The 22455-nt window shown below is 69.6% G+C and carries 13 protein-coding genes; 2 read left to right on the forward strand and 11 right to left on the reverse strand.

Translation table 11 applies throughout. From position 1 onward, the window contains the following. Positions 1-14 precede the first annotated feature (14 nt). From AW272_RS06390 to AW272_RS06425, 8 genes are all read right to left on the reverse strand, one after another. Positions 15-1649 (reverse strand): fucose isomerase, encoded by a 1635-nt coding sequence (locus AW272_RS06390; RefSeq protein ID WP_066361762.1) that lies wholly within the window; start codon positions 1647-1649, stop codon positions 15-17. Then, entirely contained in the window at positions 1649-3115 is a 1467-nt protein-coding gene (locus AW272_RS06395; RefSeq protein ID WP_066361764.1) for an FGGY-family carbohydrate kinase, read from the reverse strand. Before AW272_RS06395 ends, AW272_RS06390 begins: the two co-directional genes overlap by 1 nt. After that, complete coding sequence (locus AW272_RS06400; RefSeq protein WP_218010803.1) at positions 3112-4098, reverse strand: LacI family DNA-binding transcriptional regulator; 987 nt, start codon at positions 4096-4098, stop codon at positions 3112-3114. Before AW272_RS06400 ends, AW272_RS06395 begins: the two co-directional genes overlap by 4 nt. Next, complete coding sequence (locus tag AW272_RS06405) at positions 4080-4676, reverse strand: hypothetical protein (RefSeq protein WP_066361766.1); 597 nt, start codon at positions 4674-4676, stop codon at positions 4080-4082. The genes AW272_RS06400 and AW272_RS06405 overlap by 19 nt, the downstream gene beginning before the upstream one ends. Positions 4677-4923: 247 nt before the next feature. Further along, on the reverse strand, positions 4924-5769 hold the full coding sequence (locus AW272_RS06410; RefSeq protein WP_066361768.1) for a carbohydrate ABC transporter permease: 846 nt from the start codon (positions 5767-5769) through the stop codon (positions 4924-4926). A 382-nt stretch (positions 5770-6151) separates the two neighbouring features. Then, on the reverse strand, positions 6152-7054 hold the full coding sequence (locus AW272_RS06415; protein WP_083958061.1) for a carbohydrate ABC transporter permease: 903 nt from the start codon (positions 7052-7054) through the stop codon (positions 6152-6154). Between the two features lie 623 nt (positions 7055-7677). Continuing rightward, complete coding sequence (locus AW272_RS06420) at positions 7678-8997, reverse strand: ABC transporter substrate-binding protein (RefSeq protein ID WP_066361771.1); 1320 nt, start codon at positions 8995-8997, stop codon at positions 7678-7680. Between the two features lie 307 nt (positions 8998-9304). After that, positions 9305-10285: a LacI family DNA-binding transcriptional regulator gene (locus AW272_RS06425; protein ID WP_066361773.1), complete on the reverse strand. Its 981-nt coding sequence runs from the start codon at positions 10283-10285 to the stop codon at positions 9305-9307. Positions 10286-10351: 66 nt separating this feature from the next. Here AW272_RS06425 and AW272_RS06430 point away from each other — a divergent pair, with 66 nt between their 5' ends. Further along, the gene (locus AW272_RS06430) at positions 10352-12847 is read left to right on the forward strand and encodes a GH116 family glycosyl hydrolase (RefSeq protein ID WP_083958062.1); all 2496 of its coding nucleotides are present in this window, start codon (positions 10352-10354) and stop codon (positions 12845-12847) included. 212 nt (positions 12848-13059) lie between these two features. Here AW272_RS06430 and AW272_RS06435 read toward each other — a convergent pair whose 3' ends face one another. Genes AW272_RS06435 through AW272_RS06445 form a run of 3 tightly spaced genes read right to left on the reverse strand, consistent with a single transcriptional unit; the run spans position 13060 to position 20932 of the window. Continuing rightward, positions 13060-18162 (reverse strand): non-ribosomal peptide synthetase, encoded by a 5103-nt coding sequence (locus tag AW272_RS06435; RefSeq protein ID WP_066361777.1) that lies wholly within the window; start codon positions 18160-18162, stop codon positions 13060-13062. Positions 18163-18176: 14 nt separating this feature from the next. Continuing rightward, positions 18177-19352 (reverse strand): cytochrome P450, encoded by a 1176-nt coding sequence (locus AW272_RS06440; RefSeq protein WP_066361781.1) that lies wholly within the window; start codon positions 19350-19352, stop codon positions 18177-18179. After that, positions 19349-20932 (reverse strand): non-ribosomal peptide synthetase, encoded by a 1584-nt coding sequence (locus AW272_RS06445; RefSeq protein WP_218010804.1) that lies wholly within the window; start codon positions 20930-20932, stop codon positions 19349-19351. Before AW272_RS06445 ends, AW272_RS06440 begins: the two co-directional genes overlap by 4 nt. Positions 20933-21310: 378 nt before the next feature. On the opposite strand from AW272_RS06445, the gene AW272_RS06450 reads away from it, so the two are divergent. Further along, positions 21311-22408, forward strand: a complete 1098-nt coding sequence (locus tag AW272_RS06450) for a 2-ketoarginine methyltransferase (RefSeq protein WP_083958066.1) — start codon at positions 21311-21313, stop codon at positions 22406-22408. Positions 22409-22455 lie beyond the last annotated feature (47 nt).

The following is a 22455-nucleotide window of genomic DNA, read 5'->3' on the forward strand; positions in this document are numbered from 1 at the left end:
GCGCCGGTCAGGTCTCAGCTGAGGTTCGCCTCGCCGCAGATGTGCACCTTTACTCCGAGTTCGTTGAACAGTGCCGCCTTCGCTACCAACGCCTTGTCCGCCGTCTCCGCGTCAGGCGCGTAGGCCACGTTCAGGTGGTTCGCCTTGTGCCGGGCCATGAACTGGTCGCGGCTCACGCCGTGGAACACCGCGTGCATGATCGGCCACGCCGGTGTCGTCGCCAGCGAGCGCCGTTCGGTCTCCTCGGCAGGCAGGGAGACGGCGGAGGCTCGCCCCAGGTCGACATGCAGCGAGCCGCCCTGCAGAAACACCCTGCTCCACACGATCTCGCCCGGCTTGCAGACGCCCTTGATGGTCGACCCGCCCAGTGGGAAGTAGACGGGATCCTGCCGCCAGCCCTCGGCATCCGCGTAGCCGTTCTCGAAGTGCGACGGCGGGACCGAGCCCGAGATCTCGAAGACCCAGACGAACTGGCCGTCGTACTCCTCGCCCCAGCGCACATCGTGCAGGGTCGTCGCGGGGTCGAGGCCCATCGCGGTCCAGATGCGGTTGGTGATCAGAGCGTCGACGGCGACGCCCTCGTCGGCCTCGTTGAAGTGCGGGAGCGGGACACCGTCCCAGAGGACGCGGGAACCGTCGCGGGAGGTGACCGGCGGGCGCGAGGCGTTGTTCAGCAGGCCTTCGGCCAGGTCAGAGGCGGGTGAGAGGTCTTTGAGGCCCTGCTGGTATTGGATGCCGACGGCGTCCAGGCCGTAGTCGTCGCTGATGCGCAGTGCGGCGATGTACATCTTGTACTGCCACCTGAGCTGCACCTCGGTCAGCTCGGTCGCCTCGTCGGTGCCCAGTTTGAAGGTCATGCCCTGCGACAGGAGCCAGGCGCCGACTGCGTCGGCTTCTTCATCTGTCGTACGGAGCATCTCGGCCCACAACGCGCTCTGCGACAGACGTTCCTTGTAGATGCCGATCGGGTTCAGCAGTTCGTCGTCGATGATGGCGTTGTACATGCCCATGCAGCCCTCGTCGAAGACGCCGATGATCGCCTTGTCGTCAAGGAGCTGGCCGGCCAGGGCGACGCCGAGGTCGCGTTCCGCGCTCTTCGCCAGTTCCGGCAGGTCGTGCACGTGGGACGCGTCGTGCGGGATCGTCCCGGTATCGACCCAGCTGCGGAGACCGGCCTTGAACCAGTCGTCCTGGAAGTCGACACTCCAGATCGTCGAGTAGGCCACGCCCATCTTCGTCATGCCGGAGTTCAGGCCCAGCAGGCCGACCAGTCCGGGCCACGTCCCCTCGAAGTTGGCGAGCGTCAGGATCGGGCCGCGGTGGGTGCGGAGCCCGGCCAGCACATGGTGGCTGTACTGCCACACGGCCTCGGCGACGATCAGTGGGGCGTCCGGAGGGATGGTTTTGAAGACCTCCAGGCCCATCCGCTGGCTGGAGATGAAACCGTGGCCCGTGGTCTCAGAAACCTCGTTGGCGCGCACGACCGTCCAGCCGAGTTCGGCGAAAGCGGCGGTCACGTCGGCTTCCATCTGGACCTGGGTCGGCCATCCCGCCAGGTTGGCCGACAGGCGCAGGTCGCCGCTGGCGATCAGGTAGGCGGTCTTCGGCGGCGCGGATGGGCGTTCGGTGGCAGGGGGGAAGGTGTACATCAGGGTGCTCCTCCGGAGGAAAGGCGGCGTTCCCGGGCCGCGAGGGCGTGGGACAGGTCGCGGGTGGCGGGATAGAGGTCGCGGTAGAGGGTGTAAAGCTCGTCGTAGGCCGGGTCCGGCACAGGGGTGACGATGGCGGCCGGTGGATTCCAGTCGGTGATGGCGGCGCCGCTCGTCGCACGGGCCGCCAGATAGGCGGCGCCGTAGGAGGCGCCGATGGTGACGGTGGGGATGACCTGGGGCAGGCCGGTGACGTCGCTGACGATCTGGGTCCACAGACCGCCCCGCACACCGCCGCCGACCGCGATCACCCGCGACACCTCGGCGCCGGTCTCCCGTAGCGCTTCCACGTTGTGCCGGACACCGAGCGCGGTCGCTTCCAAAGCGGCCCGGTAGAGGTCGCCCCGGGTGTGGCTGAGGGTCAGACCTGCGATGATTCCCCGGGCGTCAGGATCTTGGATGGGTGTACGTTCCCCGGCGAAATACGGCAGCATCAGCAGGCCGTGGGCGCCGGGGCCCGAGGCTTCGGCCTCGGTCAGCAGCTCCGGATAGCTGGCGCCGGTCAGGTCGCGCACCCAGGAGGTGATCGCGCCCGATGTCGCCATTCCGCCGGCCAGGTTGTGGGAGCCGGCGTAGGCGCCGACCGTGCCCCACATCGATCGTGTACGCAATGGTGCATCGACCGTGGCGATGAGGAACATCGTGGTGCCGTACATGAGCATGAGGTCGCCGGGGTTGCAGGCGTCCACGCTGACCGCCTCGGTCCAGGCGTCGATCGAGCCGGTGATGACGGGGGTTCCGGCGGAAATGCCCGCCAGATTCGATTTCACCGAGCCGGCGATCTCGTCCGACCAGCGCAGTCGCGGCAGGTCCAGGCCGGGAGCCACCAGGGGCGCCCATGACGGGTCCCAGCCGGTTCCGTCGAACATCGGCGTGCACTGGCTGGCCGAGTGGTGGTCGAGGGCGTATTCGCCGGTCAGGCGGTAGAGGAGCCACGACGCCGGCATGAACAGGCGGCGGGCACGCGCCCAGGTCTCCGGTTCGTGCGCGGCGACCCAGCGCAGTTTCGGGCCGACGGCCTGGGACGACAGCACCGAGCCGCAGCGCTCCAAGATCGCGTCAGGGCCGCCCAGGAGTTCGTCGAGCTCGGCGATCTCCGCTGAGGCGCGGGTGTCGACGCCGTAGAGGATCGCGGGACGGAGCGGAGTGCCGTCTTCGTCGGTCAGCAGGGCGCACGGTCCCATGCCGCTCACGCCGACCGCCGTGATCTCCCGCCCGGACGTCAGCTCCTCGGCCAGGGAGACGAATTCGGCCCACCAGATCTCGCCGTCCATCTCCACGTGGCCGGGGTGCGGGCGGGCGACGCGGTGTTCTCGTACAGATGAGACAAGGACCGTTCCCGAGCCGTCGACCAGCACGCCTTTGGTCGACGAGGTGCCGATGTCGACACCGAAGAACAACGTCATAGCCTCTCCCGGGTGTTCGTGTCGCGCAGGATGACCGTGCGCGCGGGGCCGTCGTCGCCGGCGATGCGGGTCAGCAGCAGGGCCGCCGCCGCCTCGCCGAGGTTGCGGGCGGGCAGGTCGACGACCCGCACGCCCTGGCGTTCGAACGACGCGTAGGGAAGATCACCGAAAACGGCCAGACCGAATCGGGGCGGGGTCAGGCCGCGTTCGTACAGGACATCGAGGGCACCGGCGGCCATCAGGTTGTTGGCGACCACCACGGCGTCGGGGGGTTCGTGCAGCGACAGCAGGTCACGCATCGCGGCGCGGCCACCGTCGACGCGGTAGTCGGCGTAGCGCAGCAACCGGTCACTGGGCACGCCGCGCCGGGCGCCGGCCGCACGCCAGCCCTCCATGCGGGAGACCGCCGTGTCGACCGTGCGCGGCCCGGTGATGCACGCGATGCGGGAGAACCCCGCCGCGAACAGCTCCGAGGCGGCCGTGAAGCCGCCCGCGCGGTTGTCGACGGTGACCGCGTCCACGTCGGGCCGGTTCAGGCTCCGGTCGACGGCCACCACCGGCACGCCGTGGGCGATGAGTTTTCCCACGTCACTGGCCCCGTCGGCGGGCGCGATCAGCACTCCGGCCATGTGCTCGGCAAGAGCGATGTCCATGTACGTCTGTTCGCGCTCCGGATCGTCGTCGGTGTTGCACAGGACGACCGAGTAGCCGCCGGTGCGGGCCCGGTTCTCCACTCCACGCGCCAGCGCGGTGAAGAACGGGTTCTCCACGTCAGGGATGATCAGGGCGATGACCTCGGAATACCTGCCGCGCAGGCGGCGGGCGGTCCGGCTGGGGGTGAAGTTCAGCTCGGCCATGGCCGCTTTGACCTTTCGTTCGGTCTCGGCCGAGACGCGGGCCCCGTTGATGACCCGGCTGACGGTGGCCGCCGACACCCCGGCATGGGCTGCCACCTGGTAGATCGTCATCTTCGGGCCGGCCATGTCCTGCTCTGGAGGGTGTCGATCTCGTCGAGCAGTCCGATCGTCTGCGTGGCCGTGACGACCAGCAGCAACGGCACGATGACCACCGCGAGGACGCCGGTGGACGCTGCCGCGGCGAACCCGCCGAGCCAGTAGAGGGCGACGATCGTGAGGGCCCAGAGCGGCTTGAACGCCACCAGGATGGCGCCACCTCTCAGAGCGCCGAGGCCGGGCTTGTCGCGGAGGGCGCCGTAGGCGAGGGCGTACGGCAGAACGATCATCGCCAGCGCGCCCGCGACCACGGTGAAACCGGTCAGCACCATGCACCCGGCGATGAACAGCGCGAGCACCGGATCGAATCTTCGCAGCTCAGCCAGGTGTGGGCCCTCACCTCGCGCGACCAGCGCGCAGAACCGGGCGACCGAGGTGAGGGCCAGCGACGGAGGAAGGGTGGCCAGAGCGACCATCCATCCCGGCCCCGAGGCCACATGTCCAACGACGAGCGGCACACAGGACAGAAGCAGGAACAGCCCTGCGACGACCGCCCGAGGCAGTTCACGCCAGAACAACAGGAACGCGGGTTTCAGAAAGGCGACCATCAGAACCCCTGCCCCCTAGACGCGTATCCCGGAAACACCGGTTTCAAGAAAGCGACCGTCAGAGCTTCGGACCATTCGAGCGCATGCCGTCCTTGCGGGCCGACGGGAACGCGGATCTCAGAAGACGCGGTCACCTGGGCTTCGAGCCGCTTGACACGACGGGCGGCACGCCGATCCTGCGGATCCGCAGGAACATCTGCCCTCCGCGACGCGACCGGCCCGAAGGTCAGTCTCAGGAGCGTGGCCATCAGAGCTTCAATCCGCTCGAAGCGATCGACTGGACGATGTAGCGCTGGGCCGCGATGAAAACGATCAATACGGGCACGATCGCCATCGCGATCCCCGCCGCGATGGTTCCCAGCGATCCGGTGGAGAAGCGCCCGGCCAGCAGAACCAGGCCCACCGGCAGTGTCTGCTTCTCCGTGTCGGAGATCATCACCAGTGGGAGCAGCAGGTCGTTCCACCAGTACGTGAAACAGAGGATGCCCAGCGTCGCGATCGACGGTCCGGACAGCGGCAGGACGATGCGCGCGAACGTGTGGAACCGGGAGGCGCCGTCGATCTTGGCGGCCTCTTCCAGTTCGTACGGGAGAGCCATGAAGTGCTGTCTGAGCAGGAAGATCCCGAAGGCGGAGAAGATCCCCGGGAAGATCAGCGCCCACAGCGAGTTGGTCATCCCGATCTTCGACATGACAAGGAACAGCGGCACGATCGTCACCTGGATCGGGATCATCAGCGACCCGATCACCACGGCGAACAGCGCGCCCTTGCCTCGGAACTGCAGCCGCGCGAACGCGTACGCGGCAGTAGAACACGTGATGAGCTGGGCGATCGTCACGGTTCCCGAGACGATGACCGAGTTCAGGAAGAACCGGAAGTACGGCACCTGCTCGGCCACCTTGCCGAAATTGTCCAGCGTCAGGTTCTCCGCGTGGAAGGTCGGCGGCAGGCGGTAGAGCTCGGCGTCGGAACCCGAGAAGGCACCCCGGAAGATCCACAGGAACGGCGCGGTGATGGCGACCGCCGCGACCACGAGGATCACGAAGGTCAGGATGCGCGCGGCGACATGGCCGATGGTCAGTCGACTACTCATCCGTCCTCCTTTCGCTGACGGTTCCCGGTGACCGGGCGCCGGTCGGAGCGGGCACCTGCGGCGCTGTCCGACGATGACCAGGCGGCGGCATGTGATGCCCGTGGAGGCCTGGAAGCACATCGACTTGGGTTCGTCGCGGAAGCCTCGACACTTCGGGGCGATGACCAAGCCGTCGAATCGACCAGGCCGCCGTGACGGGACGCCCGACCTGGGTTCATCGCGGGAGCGGCGGCACTTCGGGGCAATGGCCGGGCTATCGGGTCGACCAGGCCGACGGGGTTCGGTGCCCGTAGAGGCCGGCCTGGGTTCGGCTCGGGGGCGGTTGCCGGGGAAACGGGAAGATCCAGGCTGGGATCCTCCACGTTCATCCGTGGGGAAGGGGTCACTGATAGTGCGTCCATCTGCGCGAGAACCAGAACTGGATGGCGGTCAGCACGACCAGGACCAGTGCGAACGTGATGCCGATCGCGGAGGCGTAGCCCAGGTCGAAGTCGCCGAAGGCGCGGTCGTAGAGGTATTCGACGATCGTGCGGCTGGAGTCGCCGGGGCCGCCCTGGGTGAGTACCCGGGGTTCGGCGAAGATCTGGAAGGAGTTGATGGTGTTGATCACGACGAGGAAGAAGATGGTCGGGGAGAGAAGCGGGAACGTGATGCGCCAGAACCGGGTCCAGGCGCCCGCGCCGTCGACGATCGCGGCTTCCTTGAGCTGCTTCGGGATCGATTGCAGACCGGCGATGTAGACGAGGATCGAGAAGCCGATCGTCTTCCACGAGTTGACCATGATCACTGAGAGCGGCGCCCAGGTGGAGCTGCCGAGCCAGTCGATGCGGTCGAGGCCGGTCAGGCCGAGCAGGTAGTTGACCAGGCCAAGGTCCTTGTTGAGCAGGAACCGCCAAATCAGCGCCACGGCCGAGGCCGACACGACGAACGGGAACAGGAACGACAGCCGGAAGAACGCCCGGAGCCAGCGCGGCATCCGGGTCTCCAGCAGCACCGCGAGCAGGAGGCCGAGCACGACGTTCACGGCCAGGATGACCAGGGCCATGTAGGTCGTCGAGCCGTAGACGCCGAGGAGGCGCTCGTCGGTGAACAGTCGCCGGAAATTGTCCAGACCGGCGAAGGTGCCGTCGCTGAGCAGGTTCCAGTCGAAGAAACTGAGGATCAGCACGCCGACCGTCGGGGCCAGCACGAACACCAGGAACGTGAGGATGGACGGGGTGAGGAAGGCCAGCGCCGCGACCCCGTCTCCCCGGGGCCGGGTCGCTGCTTGTTTGGTGGTGGTCAATGGTCCGCCTTGAAAGGAAACCGGAACCGAGGCCAGGCCGCTGCGTGATGGGTGGCGGCCACGGGGCCCGCTTTGATGGCGAAGTCCGACTGGGGCCAGGCCACTGCACGCTCGACGGCAGTCACTCGGCCCGGCGTGGAAGTGACGCCGAGCCTGGGCCGGCCCGCCCCGCGATCACTCGCGGTCGCCGAGCCCGTCTTGGCGACGGAGCCGAACCCAGGCCAAGCTCCTGCACGACAGGTGGCTGTCACCGGGTCCGCTTTGGGAACGAGACCGAACCCAGGCCAGGCCGCCGCGCAATCGGTGACAGTCGCAGTGCCCGCGTTGGAATCGAGACCGAACCCAGGCCAGGCCGCCGCGCAATCGGTCACGGTCGCAGCGCCTGCATCGGAAGCGAAGCCCAACCGAGGCCCAGTCGTAGCACGATCAATCGCGGTCAACGGGCCCGTCTTGAGAGCGAAGCCGGACCCCGGCCAGACCGCCATGCGATCTGTGGCGGTCGCTCGGTGCGCGTTGGAAACGAGGCCAGGCCTGGGCCGGGTCGTTATGTGATGTGAGGTGGTCAAAATGGTCCGCCTTGAGGAGGGGAACCGGGTCCGGGTTCAGGGGCCGGACCCGGTCGCTCAGCAGGTGACGATGCCCGTCAGTTCGCCCTGCAGGGCTGTCAGGCCGTCGGCCACGGGGGTCTCGCCGGCGAAGATCTGCTGCAGGTGGCGCAGGACGGTCGACTCGAACGTGCTGTACTTGGCCGGGGCCGGGTAGGGCACGAGGGTCGGGTATTTGTCGATGCTGTCGTAGTAGAGGTCGCTGTTGGCGGGCGGCACGCCGACCTGGGAGATCGTGTGCGCCACCGAGCGGCGGGACGGGATCGAGTCGCCGGGCTTGTCGGGGGTGCCGACGTAGCCCTTCTCGATCTCGTCGCTGACCGTGAACTTCTGGTATTCCCAGGCCAGGTCGGGGTTCTGGGACGACTTCAGGATCGGATAGCCAGCGCCGCCGAAGACCGTCTTGTACGTGTCGCCCTTCGGGTAGAGCTGGATGTCGAAGCTCTTGAACCCGGCGGGCAGGAACGTGGCGATCGGCCACCGGCCCGCGCCGAACATGGCGATCTGGCCGTTCTGGAAGCGGGTGAAGACGTCGCTCATCGGCATCGGGGCCGGGGCCACGCCCTCCTTGATCAGGTCGTTGAGGAACGTCACGGCCTTGTTGACCTGCGGTGAGTCGGCGGTGGCCTGGCAGACGTCGTCGCTGGTCAGGTTGCCACCGGCGTTGGCCACCCACGGCATGATGCCGGGGAAGATCTCGTTGCTGGCCCAGGTGAAGCCGTATTGGTCGTTGGTGCCGTCGCCGTTGGTGTCGACGCTCAGCTTCTTGGCCACGGCCTTGAAGTCGTCCCAGGTCCAGTCGGCCTTCGGGGGTTCGACGCCGGCCTTCTTGAAGACGTCGGTGTTGTAGTAGACGACCATGTCGTTCCAGCCGTAGCTCAACGTCACGACGTCGCCCTTGACGGTGAAACCGTCGATGAGGCCCTGGGCGATGTCGTCGGTGATGGCCTTCGCGCCGGCGTCCTTCTCCAGGTATTCGTTGATCGGTTTCACGAGATTGTTGCTGTGGACGAACTGGGCGCCCTCACCGGAGATCACCATCAGGTCGGGTTTCTTGCCCGAGGCGATCAGCGTGGCGACGTTCGCGTAGTAGGTGCCCCAGTTCTCCCCGGTGACGGGGGTGAGGGTGACCTTGGTGTCGGGGTGGGCCTTCGTGAAGGCGTCCGCGGTGGCCTTGTTGCCGCTCTCCGCGGCGGGGCCGTAGTTCCAGTAGACGATTTCCAGGGCTTTCGCACCGGTCGACGTCGTTTCCGAGTCGCTTCCGCAACCCGCAAGGGACGTCGCCGCCAGGGCGGCGGTCGCGCAGGCCAGCGCGACCTTGCGGCGGGGGATGTTCATAGGCCTGCGTCCTTCTTCTTCGGGGCAGATTCACAGCGCGAGCCACAGCCGCCCTCCGGCTGTCCGCGTCTCGTGTCCATGGGGCAGATTCGCAGCGCGAGGCTCAGCCGGCCTGTGGCCTTCCGTGTCTCGTGTCCTTGGGAGATTCCAAGCGCGAGCCACGGCCGGCTGCGGCCGTCCGCGTTTCGCTCTCATCCGGCAGGTGTGGCGTGGGCCACATGAAAGTGCAAGAAATCGATTTCGTCAAGCACTCCGCGAAACGTACATCATGAAGCCCCTGATCAGGCAAGTAACGGGATGGTATCGATTACAGAGTTAACGGCGGGCGGGCGATCTCCGCCCGCAGCACGACCGTGCGCAGCGGCTGGGTGTCGCCGCCGATGCGTTCCAGCAGCATGGTTGCCGCGGTGCGGCCGAGGTGGCGGGCCGGGAGCCGGACCTGCACCACGCTGACCGGCGGCGGCAGCAGGTAGGGCAGCTCGCCGAGCACGGCGACGCCGAAGTCCTCGGGGTCGATGCCGGCCTCGTGGAGGGCCTGGAGTGCGCCGATGGCCATCAGGTTGTTGGTGGTGACCACGGCGTCGGGCGGCTGGACCAGGTTGAGCAGCGCGTTCATGGCGGCGCGGCCGCCGTCGACGCGGAAGTCGGCGTGCTGCAGGTAGCCGTCGCGGACCATGGTCTTGCGGGCGCTGACGACCTGCTTCCAGCCGAGGTAACGATCTTCGGTTTCCTCGATCCCGGCCGGTCCTGCGATGCAGGCGATTCGGCGGAAACCCGCCTCGACCAGGGCTGTTGTGGCCGCGATGCCGGCCGCGCGGTTGTCGATCTTGACGGCGTCGACCGGGTAGGGCGTGGTGCGGTCGACGGCCACGACGGGCCTGCCCAGGGAGGCGATGGCGCCCAGGTCGACCTCGTCGGAGGCCGGCGAGAGGATCACTCCGGCCATGTGCTCGGAGGCGGCGATCTGCAGGTAGCGCAGCTCTTTGGCCGGGTCGTCGTCGGTGTTGCAGAGCACGACGGAGAAGCCCGACTCCTGGGCGCGGTCTTCGACGCCGCGCGCCAGAGCGGTGAAGAACGGGTTCTCGATGTCGGGTACGAGCAGGCAGATGACCTCGGAACTCTGCTTGCGCAACCGGCGGGCGGTCTTGTTGGGGGTGAAACCCAGCTTCTGGGCGGCGTCACGGACGAGGCGCTGCTTCTCCTCGGAGACGGTGTTGCCGTTGAAAACCCGCGAAACCGTCGCGGGAGAGACCCCGGCGAGCGCCGCAACCTCGTAAATCGTCGCCATAGCGCCACACCATACCTGCGCTTGACACCCCTGATGAGCTCGTCTAGCGTGCCTGAAATCGATTTCATGACAGATGGAAAGGCGGGGGCCGTGAAGCGGTACTCCGGGGAGGCCCGGCGCGCGGTCGCGTTCCCTCTCGGCGGCTTCGGCACCGGACATGTGGCGCTGGCCGGTGATGGGGCGCTGCGGCAGTGGCAGCTCGGCGGGGTGCCGAACCATCGCGGGTTCCTGCCCGACAGCTTCTTCGCCCTGCGGGTGTCGTCGACCGAGCCACCGGACGACGTGGTGCGGCTGCTGCGGAGTGACCCGGTACCGCCCTCCTCCGATCCAGCGCCCAACGTGTCCGACGCCGAGGTGCCCGACCTGGGGAGACTTCCTTCCTGGCCGACCGTGGAAGCCACCGAGTTCCAGGCTGCCTACCCCTTCGCAGAGGTCACCTACCTGGACTCCGCGCTTCCGGTGGCGGTGTCGTTGTCAGGGTTCACGCCTTTCGTGCCGCTTGACGCCGACGCGAGTTCGCTGCCGCTGGTGCGCTATCGGTTCACGTTGACGAACACGAGTGCCGAGTTCCGGCACGGGTTCCTGCTCGGCACGCTGCAGAACGGGGTGGGATGGGACGGAGTGACCCCCATCGACGGGACCCGGGGCGCCGGTTACGGCGGGAACGTGAACCGCCTGCTCAGGAGGCCCGGGCAGACCGGTGTGCTGATGGACAACCCCTCGCTCCGGGAGACCGACGAGGGTTACGGCGAGATGCTGCTCTGGACAGACGCCCCCGCCCTCGCGTTCCCCCGGGGGGTCAGCGCGGACGCGCTGCTGCGTTTCGCGGAGACCGTGAAACTGGTGACGCCGGTACAGCTTGGGGACTTCTCCGACGCCGCGCTCAGGGCGGCGCTGGCAGACGGGGCTTCGCCGATGAGGGCACCCGCCGGGCCGAGCCCGGCCGGGTTCACCTGGGACGCCGGGCTGGCCGCCGCCTTCGCGCTGGCTCCGGGCGAGACGAAGACGATCGACATCGTGCACGCCTGGTGGTTCCCCAACCGGTTCGCCGACTTCGACCGGTTCGGGCCGACTCCTTCGTATGCCGGGAGCCGATTCTGGGTGGGCAACCACTACGCGACCCGGTTCGGAGGCGCGGTCGACGTGCTCGATGCCTATCTGGCCGACCGTGATCGCCTTGATTCGGCGTCCCGTGACTGGGCTTCGGCGGTGGCGGACAGTGACCTTCCTGAGCAGCTGAAAGACGTGATCTCGGCTCAGGGGACGCTCATCAGGTCGCCCTCGCTGTTCCGGACCGCCGACGGGCGGGCCTACGGGTTCGAGGGTGCGCTCGGGGCCTCGACCCGGAACTGGAACGGGGACGTGGGCGGGTCGTGCCCGTTGAACTGCAACCACGTCTTCAACTACGAGCAGGCGCTGGCGCGGCTGTTTCCGGCGCTCGGGCGGGACATGCGGGAGACCGAGTTCGCCGTCCAGGCTCCCGACGGGTCGATTCCGCATCGGGTCGCGCTGCCGCTCTATCTGCCGCAATATCACGACGTCGCCATCGGAGGTCCTGTCCGGCCGGCGTTGGACGGGATGCTGGGGGCGGTGCTCAAGACGTACAGGACGGTTCTGGACGGATCGGGGCTGGACTGGCTCCGCGACCAGTGGCCTTCGCTGCGGCGGTTGATGGAGCACATCACCCGCACCTGGGATCCGGACGGAACCGGCATTCTGCGCGGCGACCAGCCCTGCACCTACGACATCAGCCTGCACGGACCGAACATGTTCGTCGGCGGGCTGTGGCTGGCGGCGCTGCGGGCGATGGAGGAGATGGCGCGGCTCGTCGAACCGGAGGAGGCCGCGGGGTTCGCGCGGCTGTTCGCGCTGGGGCGCGACGGGTATGACGAGCTGCTCTGGACCGGCGAGTACTACGGCCAGCCCGACACCGGCGAGGAGCACGACTTCGGCCAGGGGTGCCTGTCGGACCAGCTTCTCGGCCAGTGGTGGGCCCACCAGCTCGACCTCGGCCACATCCTGCCCGCCGACCGGGTCAGGACCGCGCTGAAATCGATCGTTCGGTACAACCTGCGCACCGGGTTCGAGCCGCACGGCTTCCGCGAGTTCGCCGACGGGTCCGAGACGGGTCTGGTGGTCTGCACCTGGCCGCACGGCGGGCGGCCCGCCGTTCCGCTGCGTTACTGCGACGAGGTCTGGACGGGCGTGGAATACCAGGTCGCGGCCGGTTGCCTGTACGAAGGCCTGACGGACGAGGCGTTCCGGATCCTCGACGGGCTGCGGGAACGCTACGACGGGACCCGGCGGAACCCGTTCAACGAGATCGAGTGCGGGGATCACTACGTGCGCGCGATGGCCGGATGGTCGCTGCTCGACGCCTACACGGGGTTCCACCGCGATCCCGCGACCGGGGAGATCACCGCCGGCCGGCCGGGAAGGTTCCCGTTCGTCGCGGGGACCGGATGGGGGCTGGTGACCGTGTCCCCCGATGCGGAGACCTCGGTGGAGATTCTGGGCGGAGAGCTCCAAGAGGGCGCTTGGGGTGTAGCCGCACGCGGCTGATCCATAGACCGACAAAGCCATGCGCTCCCTGCCGAGGTGCTGAGCGGGATGGTGGAGAGCGACCTCGTGTCGCTCATCCACTCCTGGTCGATCGCGCGGCCGGTCATCACCACGATGAGCCGGCCGTCGGGGTGGACGAATAGGGCCGCTCCTCCGGGCGCGACGGCGACGATCTCCTTGAAGACGTTCCGCATGGCGTTGGGGACGTCCCGTCAAGAAAACAGGGACGCGACCGCCCCCACGATCGGCGGTCGCATCAGCTCGTAGTGGTCCGCGTCGAACCTCTCTGCCAGGAACGAGCCGCTCACCCGGGCCGCCCAGCCGGTCGCGTCCGCCTCCCGGCTCAGCGCGAAGCGCACCTCACCCGCGTAGGGTCCCGGCCGGTAACGGTGGTGGGCCGTCAGGTTCGCCGTATACAGGGCGGGGTTTCCGGCCGGGTCGTCGGTGGCCATCACCTCGGCCACGTCTCCGTCGAAGTCGCCCTGCGGGTAGCCGGAGTCGATCATGCACAGCAGCGTCACCCGACGGCCCGCCGTGCTCAGCCTGCGGGCCAGCTCGTAGGCGAGCACGCCACCGAACGACCAGCCCGCCAACCGGATGTCGCCCTCGGGAAGATGGTCCAGCAACGCCTTCAGGTAGTCGTCGGCCATCAGTTCGAGGTCGGCGGGGGGCGGTGTCAGCTGGGCGAGGCCGTACACGGGGGTGTCGCCGGGCAGCGCCTCGACCAGCGCGCGGTAGGCGAAGACCGAGCCGCTCACCGGGTGGACGAGCCAGAGCGGGACGCCCGTCCCCTCCCGCAGGGTGACCACGGCGACGCCTCCCGTGTCGGGCGGGGGGCCGTCGAGGTGGACGGCCAGGCGCTCCACCGTGTCATGGGTCAGCAGGTCGGCCACCGTCACCGGGCGGCCGAGGTCGTGGGTGATCAGGCCGGCCAGCCGCAGGGCCGACAGCGAGTGACCGCCGAGCTCGAAGAACGCGCGGTCGGCGCCGACCTCGGCGCCGAGGACCTCGGCCCAGAGGGCGGCCAGCCGGCGTTCCGTGGGGGTGCGTGGCGGGCGTACCGGGCGCTCGTCCCTCGGGGCGGGCAGGCGGCTGCGAGCGATCTTCCCGCTGGAGGTGAGCGGCAGTTCCTCCAGTTCCATGAAGACGGACGGCACCATATGGGCGGGCAGCAGCCGGGCGCAGTGTTCGCGCAGCTCCTCGGGCTGTGCCGGGCCCGCGTGGTAGGCGACCAGGCGGGCGCCGTCCAGCACGACGGCCGCGGAGGTGACGGTGGGATGGCCGGCCAGTACGGCTTCGATCTCGCCCGGTTCGACCCGCATGCCGCGGATCTTGACCTGGTCGTCGAGGCGGCCCAGGTATTCGATCGCGCCGTCCGGGCGGTGTCTGGCCAGGTCTCCCGTGCGGTAGAGGCGGCCGAGGCGATGGGTGACGAAGCGCTCGGCGGTCAGTTCCGGCCGTCCGTGGTAGCCCTCGGCCAGGCCCGCGCCGCTGATGTGCAGCTCACCGGGCACGCCGACGGGCACCTCGCGGCCACGGCGGTCGAGCAGGTGGACACCGATGTTGGCGATGGGCCGCCCGATGGGGACCGGGCCCTCCTCGCCGGGGACGCAGCGCCACGACGTGACGTCCACCGCCGCCTCGGTCGGGCCGTAGAGGTTGGCCAGCACGGCCTGCGACTGGGCATGGAAGTCGCGGGCCAGTGGACGCGTCAGCGCCTCGCCGCTGCACACGACCAGTCGCAGCCCGGGACAGCGCCGGGGGCCCGAGGCGTCGAGGAAGGCGCGCAGCATCGACGGGACGAAGTGGACGACCGTCACCTTCTCCCGGTTGACGACCTCGGCCAGGTAGCCGGGGTCCCGGTGGCCGTCGGGTTCGGCGACGACGAGGGTGGCCCCCTCCATCAGCGGCCAGAAGAACTCCCACACCGATACGTCGAACGTGGCGGGCGTCTTCTGCAGGATCCGGTCGCCGGGCGTGAGGGTGAACTCCTGCTGCATCCAGCGCAGCCGGTTGCAGATCGCGCCGTGCGAGACGACGACGCCCTTGGGCCGCCCGGTCGAGCCGGAGGTGAAGATCAGGTAGGCCGGGTCACCTGGTCCCGGGTCGGCGGCGGGGGGTGTGCTCGGGAGAGCCGGGTCGTCGGCCGCCTCGGTGAGCACGAACCGCAGGCCGGCCTCGGCCGCCAGGCCCGTCACCCGGGCCTCCGGGTCGGCCACGTCGATCGGCACGTACGCGCACCCGGCCTTGAGCACCGCCAGCAGCGCCACCACCAGGTCGGCCGACCGCGGCATCCGCACCCCGACGCGGTCGCCGGGCCGCGCGCCGCGCCCGGCCAGGCGGTGGGCGAGCCGGTTGGCCCGCGCGTCCATTTCCGCGTAGGTCAGCGCGGTGTCCCGGAACCGGACGGCGACCGCGTCGGGCATGGCCGCCGCGCGCTGTTCGATGATCCGGTGGAGGACATGCGGTCCGGGATAGGCGGTGGCGGTCCGGTTCCACTCCTCGATCACCCGGATCTCGGCCGGGCCGCGCAGTTCGGTCTCGGTGTGGCGGGCGTGCGGGTCGGCGACCAGGGCGGCGAGGGCTGCCTCGTAGTAGCCGTGGAAGCGGGTCACGTACGGCTCCGGGATGCGCAGCGCGTCGTAGCGCAGGCCCATGCCGATCCGGCCGGTGACGGCGTCGGTGTTGAACTCCACGCCCATCAGGAAGTTGGTCGGCTCGGCGCTCTGGCTGTCGAGGATCTCGATGTCGCCGGCCGGGGCGTCCTTCTCGTTGTGGAAGTGGGTGTAGTTGAAGTACACGTCGAAGACCGGCGCGGTCACCGGGAAGCGCCGGTTCGGCTGGATCGCCAGGTCCTTGCGGGCCACCTCGGCGACCAGGCCGGACCAGCTCTCCTCGCCCAGGGTCAGCCGGAACGGCAGCGTGTTCAGGAACAGGCCGATCACCCGGTCGCCGTCGGGTTCGGGCACCCTGCCGTTGTAGACGACCCCCGTGACGACGTCGTCGCCGCCGCTCAGCGCGGCCAGCACGCGCAGGTGGGCGGCGAGGAGCAGGAGGCGTACGGAGACCTGGAGCTTCTCCGCCAGCACGGTCAGGCCGTCGGACAGTTCACCCGGCAGGTCCCAGATCCGCATCGACGGCCGGGTGTCGGTCTGTGCCGGGAGGGCCGGCACGGTGGTGACCGTCAGCCCGTCGAGTTCCGCCGCCCAGAACGCCGCCTGCTCCTCGTCGCGCGCGGCGGCCAGTTCGAGGGCGACGTAGGCGTCGTAGCGGGCGCGCGGCGGCGGGGGCGGCGGCGGGCCGCCGAGTTCGGCCAGGTAGAGGGTGAACAGGTCGGTGAGCAGGACCTGCTGGCTCCAGCCGTCGACGATCGCGTGGTGGACGACGGTCGACAGCCGCACCTCGGTGTCGCTCAGGCGCTGGAGGTGGAACCCGGCCAGCGGGGCGCGTTCGCGGTCGAGGGTGGTGTCCGGCACGTCCCCGAACGTCACCGGCGGTTCGGCCAGCCGGTCGTGGACGATCTGGAGCGGCGCGCCGAACCCGGCGATGGCGAACGAGGTCCGCAGCGCGTCGTGGCGGTCGGTCAGCGCGGCGACGGCGTCGCGCCAGGCCGCCTCGGAGTGGGCGGGCACGCGCAGGCGCATCGACACCTGCTCGCGGTAGACGGCCGTCGGCCCGGCCAGCTCGGAGTGGTAGAGCATGCCGGTCTGGAGCGCGGTCACCGGGTAGGCGTTGACCGCCGACGGCGGCAGCGCCGCCCGGTCGGCGGGGTCGATGAGGGCGAACGGTTCCAGGACATGCCGCCGCCCGGTGTCCCGGGTGGTCTTCAGAGCCAGTTCCCTGACGGTCTGGTTGCGCAGGACGTCGCGGACGCGGAAGCGCAGCCCGTCTTCCGCGGCCCTGGCCACGAGCTGGACGATGCGCATCGAGTCGCCGCCCAGGGCGAAGAAGTTGTCGTCGATCCCGATCTCCTCGCGGCCGACGACCTCGCTCCACAACCGGACGAGCGCCTGCTCGACCTCGTCGCGGGGACCGGTGTACCCACGCTTCTCGGTCTCGGGCTCTTTCGCCGGGGCCGCCCCGACGCCCGTGAACAGCTCGGCCGAGGGGTCGGCTGCGGCCCGGGACAGCACGTCGTCGTAGCGGCGGGCGAACTCCTCGGCCCAGGACGGGTCGCCCGCCAGGCACTCGATCGTCACGGCGGGCGCGTCCACGTCGACGTGGAGCTGGAGCCGGTATTTGGTGGCGTCGACCTCGGCCTCGATCGGGACCAGAGCCGTGCCCGCCTCGGCCCTGGGCTCCTCGGTGGAGAATCCGGCCTGGAAGATCGGGTTGAGGCCGGGCAGTCTCGGCGGGTTCACCGCTCCGACCACGACCTCGAAGGGCACCTCCTGGTGGTCCTGCGCGCCGAGGGCGGCGGTGCGGACCACGCGGAGCGCCTCGTCGAACGTTCCCACACCGCTGAGGTCGGCCCGGACCGCGATCATGTTGGCGAAGCAGCCGACCGTGCGCTCGAACTCGGCCCGCCCCCGGTTGGCGGCCGGGACGCCGACGACGACGTCGCGGGTCCCGGCGTAGTCGGCCAGCACGATCATGTACGCGGTCAGCAGGGCCATCGGCGTGGTGGCGCGGTGGGCCGTGGCCAGCGCCCGGATCCGGTCGACCGCCGCCTCGGAGAGAGGCCGCCGCAGCACGACGCCCTCACCGGTCTCGCCCGGCAGCCTCAGGACGGGGAGGTCGCCCGCGAGGGTCTGAGTCCAATAGCCGATCTTCGCCTGACCGGCCGGCCCGGCGAGCCACTCGTTGTGCCAGAGGGCGTAGTCGGCGTACTGGTAGGGGTCGGGATCGAGGTCGGTTCCTTCCAGGAGGGCGGCCAGCTCCTCCACCAGGACCCGCAGCGACCAGCCGTCGCAGATGATGTGGTGGAAGCAGAGCATCAGCACCGGATCGGCATCCGGCGCCCGCAGCAGACCGGCCCGGAACAGCGGGCCCGATTCCAGGTCGAACGGCCGGGCGGCCTCCTCGGCCATCGCCCGCCGGCGGGCCGCCGCGTCGTCGTGGTCGTGGCTGACCCACTCGACCGCCGGTTGGTCGTCGATGATCTGGAGCAGCCCGGCCGGGCCGGCTCGGAACCGCGTCCGCAGAGCTTCGTGCCGGTCGGCCAGGGCGAACACGGCACTTCTGAGCGCCTGCTCGTCGCAGGGCGACCGGACCTCCAGGAAGAGGGGGGCGTGGTAGGCCGACGAGTCGCCGACCGCCTGCTGCGCCACGTAGAACTGTTCCTGGACCTTCGATGCGGGGAACCTCTCGCCCACGAATCCTCCCGTGCTCAGGTCAGCCGCAGCGGCAACCGGCGTGGGCCGCCGACGACGAGTGAGTCCAGCCGTTCGACGGGGCCGTCGAGGGTGACGTCCCGGACCTGGGCGAGGACCTCGCGCAGGACGGCGCGGATCTCCAGCTTCGCGAGCTGGGTGCCGACGCAGTAATGGGGCCCGATGCCCAGGGCCAGGTGGCGGTTGGGGCCGCGGGTCACGTCGAAGACCTGGGGGTCGGTGAACTGGGCGGCGTCGCGGTTGGCCGACGGCAGCCAGCAGACCAGCAGGTCGCCTTCGGCGACGGCCCGGCCGCCGAGGTCGACCGGGCGGGTGGCCCGGCGCATGGTGTGGATGCCGGACGACGTGAAGCGCAGAATCTCGTCGACGGCGGTGGCCCAGACCCCGTCGAAGTCGGCGCGGAGCCGCTCCCACTGCGCCGGGTGCTCCAGGAGCGCGAGCATACCGGCGGCCAGGGTCTGCCGGACGTTCTCCGTGCCACCCACGAACAGGCTGTCGCAGTTGAGCACGACGTCGTCGACGGGGAGCGGCTCGCCGTCGACGGTGACCTGGGTGAGCACGCTCACCAGGTCGTCGCCGGGGTTCTCGCGGCGGTCGAGGGCCAGATCGGTGAAGTATTCGAGGATCTGCAGGTGGGCCAGGCTGCGTTCGGTGGCGGTGCCGGCGCAGAACGCGTCCCAGGCCCACTCGACGAGGTCGGGCCGGTCTCCGGCCGGGATGCCGAGGAAGGAGCAGACGACCTCGACCGGCAGCCGGGCGGCCACATCCGCGACGAAGTCGACGCGCCCGGCGGCGAGGCCCTCCTTCACGGCCGTCTGGGCGACGGCGTTCATCGATTCGGTGAGCCGCCGCAGGTTGCGCGGGGCGAACCACCCGGCGACCGCCTCGCGCAGCACCTGGTGGCGGGCCGGGGCGGCCAGTGCGAGCGTCCGCCCGCCGCCGGGGTCGGCGCCCTGCGCCAGGGGGCGCAGCAGGATGCCGGAGGCGGAGCTGAAGACCACTGGGTCGCGCAGCACCTCCCTGACCTCGTCGTGCCGGGTCAGCGACCAGAACCCGGGGAAGTCGCCGGGTTCGTGCCAGTGGACGGGGGCGTGGTCGCGCATCCACGCCCAGACCTCGTGGGCGCGGTCGTCGCGGTGGGTCGCGCCGTCGAGCAGGACGTCGGGGTTCACCGTTCACCCTCCAGGAGTGCGAGCTGCTCGTCGAGGGTGGCGTGGAGGTAGAGCTCCTTCGCGGTGATCCGGCGTCCGGCCAGGGCGCTGAGCGTGCGGGCCAGTTTGAGCACGGACAGGGAGTTGCCCCCCAGCGCGAAGAAGTTGGCGCCCGCCACCGCCTGCCCGGCGCTGACCCCGAGCGCCTCGGCCCAGGCCAGCGCGATCCGCTCGGCCGGCCCGGCGTCTTCTGGGACGCGTAACCGGTCCTTGTCGATCTTGTCGTGGGCGGTGCGCGGCAGCGTCTCGACGACCACGACCTGGTCGGGCACCAGAGCGGGACCCAGCAGCGCGGTCACCGTCGGCCGGACGGACGCGGCGTCGCCGGTCACGAACGCGCGGCAGATCGAGGTCGCCTCGTCGTAGGTCACGGCCGCGGCCAGGACGCCCGGGGCCGAGGCGACCGCGGCCTCGATGGTCTCCAGGTTGACCCGGACGCCACGCATCTTGACCTCGTTGTCGAGCCGCCCGACGAACTCCAGCTCGCCGTCCGGCGTGCGGCGGCCGAGGTCACCGGTCAGGTAGCGGCCGTCGACGAACACGGCCGCCGTCTGGGCGGGGTCGCCGACGTAGCCGGCGGTCACCCCCGGTCCGGAGATCGCGATCTGCCCGACCTCCCCGTCGGGGACGGGCCGCCGCGCGGCGTCCAGCAGGTCGATGGTCGTGCCCGGGATCGGCTTGCCGATGAGGGGAGCCTGCGGCCGGTCGTAGAAGCGGTAGGTGGCCCAGATCGTGCACTCCGTCGGGCCGTACTCGTTGCACAGCGCCACCCCCGGCAGGGACGCGAAGTGCTGGTCGATGACGCCCCGGGTGAGGGCCTCCCCCGCGCAGATCGCGACCTTCAGGGTGTACGGCAGGGTGTGCGGCCGGTCGGCCAGCACGCGGACCAGCTCGCCGTGGAAGCTCGGCACGGTGAGCGTGTGCGTGACGGAGTGGCGCACGACGAGCCCGGCGATGGCGTCGGGGTCGCGGCGCTCGGTGTCGTCGGCGATCACCAGGTGGCCGCCGGTGGTCAGGGCTCCCCAGACGGGCGTCATCGCGCCGTCGAAGTGGAGCGGGAACAGCAGCAGGAAGACCGGCTCACCGTGGGCCGCGTGGACGGTCAGGCGCGCGGCGTTGGCGTAGGCCAGATTGGCCCGCGACACCGAGACGCCCTTGGGCCGGCCGGTGCTGCCGGAGGTGTGCAGGACATAGGCCTCGCCCTCGGCCGGGGCCGGGGCGTACCGGTCGTCGCGGGTCAGCTCACCCGACAGGGGGTCGGCCACCAGGGCGATCCCGGCCGACTCCCTGATGTAGTCGGTCGTGCTCTCCGGATTGTCCGGGTTGAGCAGCACGAACGAGTGGCCTGCCAGGGCGACGCCCAGCAGCTGGACGATGGTCGTGACGGTCCGGTGGGCGGTCACGCCGATCCGCTGCGGCGGCAGGCCCGTCAGATCGGCCGCGAAGGCGCGGGCGAGCCGGACGAGTTCGGCGTAGGCGAGGGTCTGGCCGCCGAGGGTGACGGCCGGGTCTCCCGGACGCCGGCGGGCGGTCTCCACCACCGCTTGATCCACTAATGATTCAGTCGAATAAGAGATGCGTCTGTCCCCCATGGCGGCCGACTGTAACACGCCGGGTAATTGATTCTTCAAATGACTGGTAGCCCCCACACTTCCACCTTGGCGCTTCTCCGTATATCCCGCGTATATTCTCCGTATATGGCACCCCTATCTTCGCGAAGTGTTTCAGCATTCAACTATCCAGGAGCCCACAGAATGTCTCGACTCTGTGACACAACCGGCTCTTAAGCTGGGCTTTTGATCAGGTAGGGCGGCTTTTCCATGATCCGAGCACCCCTATTTCCCGACCCGTCCGGTTGCTTGCCGAATTCTCCGACCGTTTGCTAGCGTGCCGGGCGACGGGGTTCGAGTTTCTTTACGATGTTCACTTCCACGCGGGGGATCCAATTCGTGGGTGCTGATCTCTGCGTGCATTCTCGAAGGAGAGCCGTGACGCACGATTTCGAGTTGCGTCTCATTTCCGCCATTCAACCGGTGCGCCATTTCTTTCTGGCGCAGGTCCTCGAGTTCGCCATGACCAGCGGCCTCATGGACGCCCTCGACGACACCGTGGAGTCCAAGCCCGGCGACCTGGCCGCGCGGTTACGCATGGACGCCGGCCGGCTGACCGGTCTGCTCCGCTACCTGGCGGCCGAGGGGGTGGTCACGGGCCCGGAGGACCGGCCGGCGCTGACCGCGAAGGGCCGCGAGTTCCTGGCGTTCCGCCCCTGGTACGAACTGCTGATCGGCGGTTACGGGGCCACCCTGCTCGAACTGCCGCAGGTGATGGCCGACCGGGGCGTCTTCGCCTCCAGGAACGGCACGATGGTCGGGCGCGGCAGCTGCGGTATCAGCCGATACGACGCGATCCCGCTGGTCCGGCGGCTGCTCGCGACCCTGCCCGCCCCACCCGACGCCGTCGTCGACCTCGGCTGCGGCGACGGCACGTTCCTGCTCGACCTGTGCGCCGACGGCATCCGCGGGGTGGGGGCCGACCCCGACCCGGGCAACATCGAGGGGGCCCGGCTCGCCGCCGCCGGACGCGGCCTCGACCGTACCGTCGAGTTCGTCGTCGCCACCGCCGAGGACTACATGGCCGGGATCTCCGGACAGGACGGCGCGCCCTGCTTCATCACCGCCTTCTCACTCCAGGAGGTGCTGGAGCAGCAGGGGCGAGAGGCCACCGCGGAGGTCGTGCGCAAGGCCATCACCTGCGCGCCCGGCGCGCGCCTGGCGATCGTCGAGGTCGACCACCGGCCGCTCGACCCGGGCGTCACCCGCCACGGGCTGGGCCTGGCCTACTACAACCCGTACTACCTCCTGCACCAGATCACCGAGCAGCGCCTGGAGCGCCGCGCGTTCTGGGAGGGCCTCATCGACGAGGCAGGGGGCGTGGTCGACGAATGCCTCACCACCGACGTCAGCGTCGACTCCACCGGCCTGGAACTGGGGTTCCTCGTCCGTGCCGCGAGCGCCTGAAAGCCGACCGACCATCACCGCATCCTCACGGAGAGAGCCACCGTGTC

The sequence above is a fragment of the Herbidospora mongoliensis genome (assembly GCF_001570545.1).
GTDB classification, from domain to species: domain Bacteria; phylum Actinomycetota; class Actinomycetes; order Streptosporangiales; family Streptosporangiaceae; genus Herbidospora; species Herbidospora mongoliensis.

Excerpts from the sequence above, each read along its gene's own strand:
- AW272_RS06405 (WP_066361766.1), bottom strand. The coding sequence starts at position 4,676 with ATGGTCGCCTTTCTGAAACCCGCGTTCCTGTTGTTCTGGCGTGAACTG.
- AW272_RS06390 (WP_066361762.1), bottom strand. The coding sequence starts at position 1,649 with ATGTACACCTTCCCCCCTGCCACCGAACGCCCATCCGCGCCGCCGAAG.
- AW272_RS06430 (WP_083958062.1), top strand. The coding sequence starts at position 10,352 with ATGACAGATGGAAAGGCGGGGGCCGTGAAGCGGTACTCCGGGGAGGCC.
- AW272_RS06400 (WP_218010803.1), bottom strand. The coding sequence starts at position 4,098 with ATGGCCGGCCCGAAGATGACGATCTACCAGGTGGCAGCCCATGCCGGG.
- AW272_RS06450 (WP_083958066.1), top strand. The coding sequence starts at position 21,311 with ATGTTCACTTCCACGCGGGGGATCCAATTCGTGGGTGCTGATCTCTGC.
- AW272_RS06425 (WP_066361773.1), bottom strand. The coding sequence starts at position 10,285 with ATGGCGACGATTTACGAGGTTGCGGCGCTCGCCGGGGTCTCTCCCGCG.
- AW272_RS06410 (WP_066361768.1), bottom strand. The coding sequence starts at position 5,769 with ATGAGTAGTCGACTGACCATCGGCCATGTCGCCGCGCGCATCCTGACC.
- AW272_RS06395 (WP_066361764.1), bottom strand. The coding sequence starts at position 3,115 with ATGACGTTGTTCTTCGGTGTCGACATCGGCACCTCGTCGACCAAAGGC.
- AW272_RS06420 (WP_066361771.1), bottom strand. The coding sequence starts at position 8,997 with ATGAACATCCCCCGCCGCAAGGTCGCGCTGGCCTGCGCGACCGCCGCC.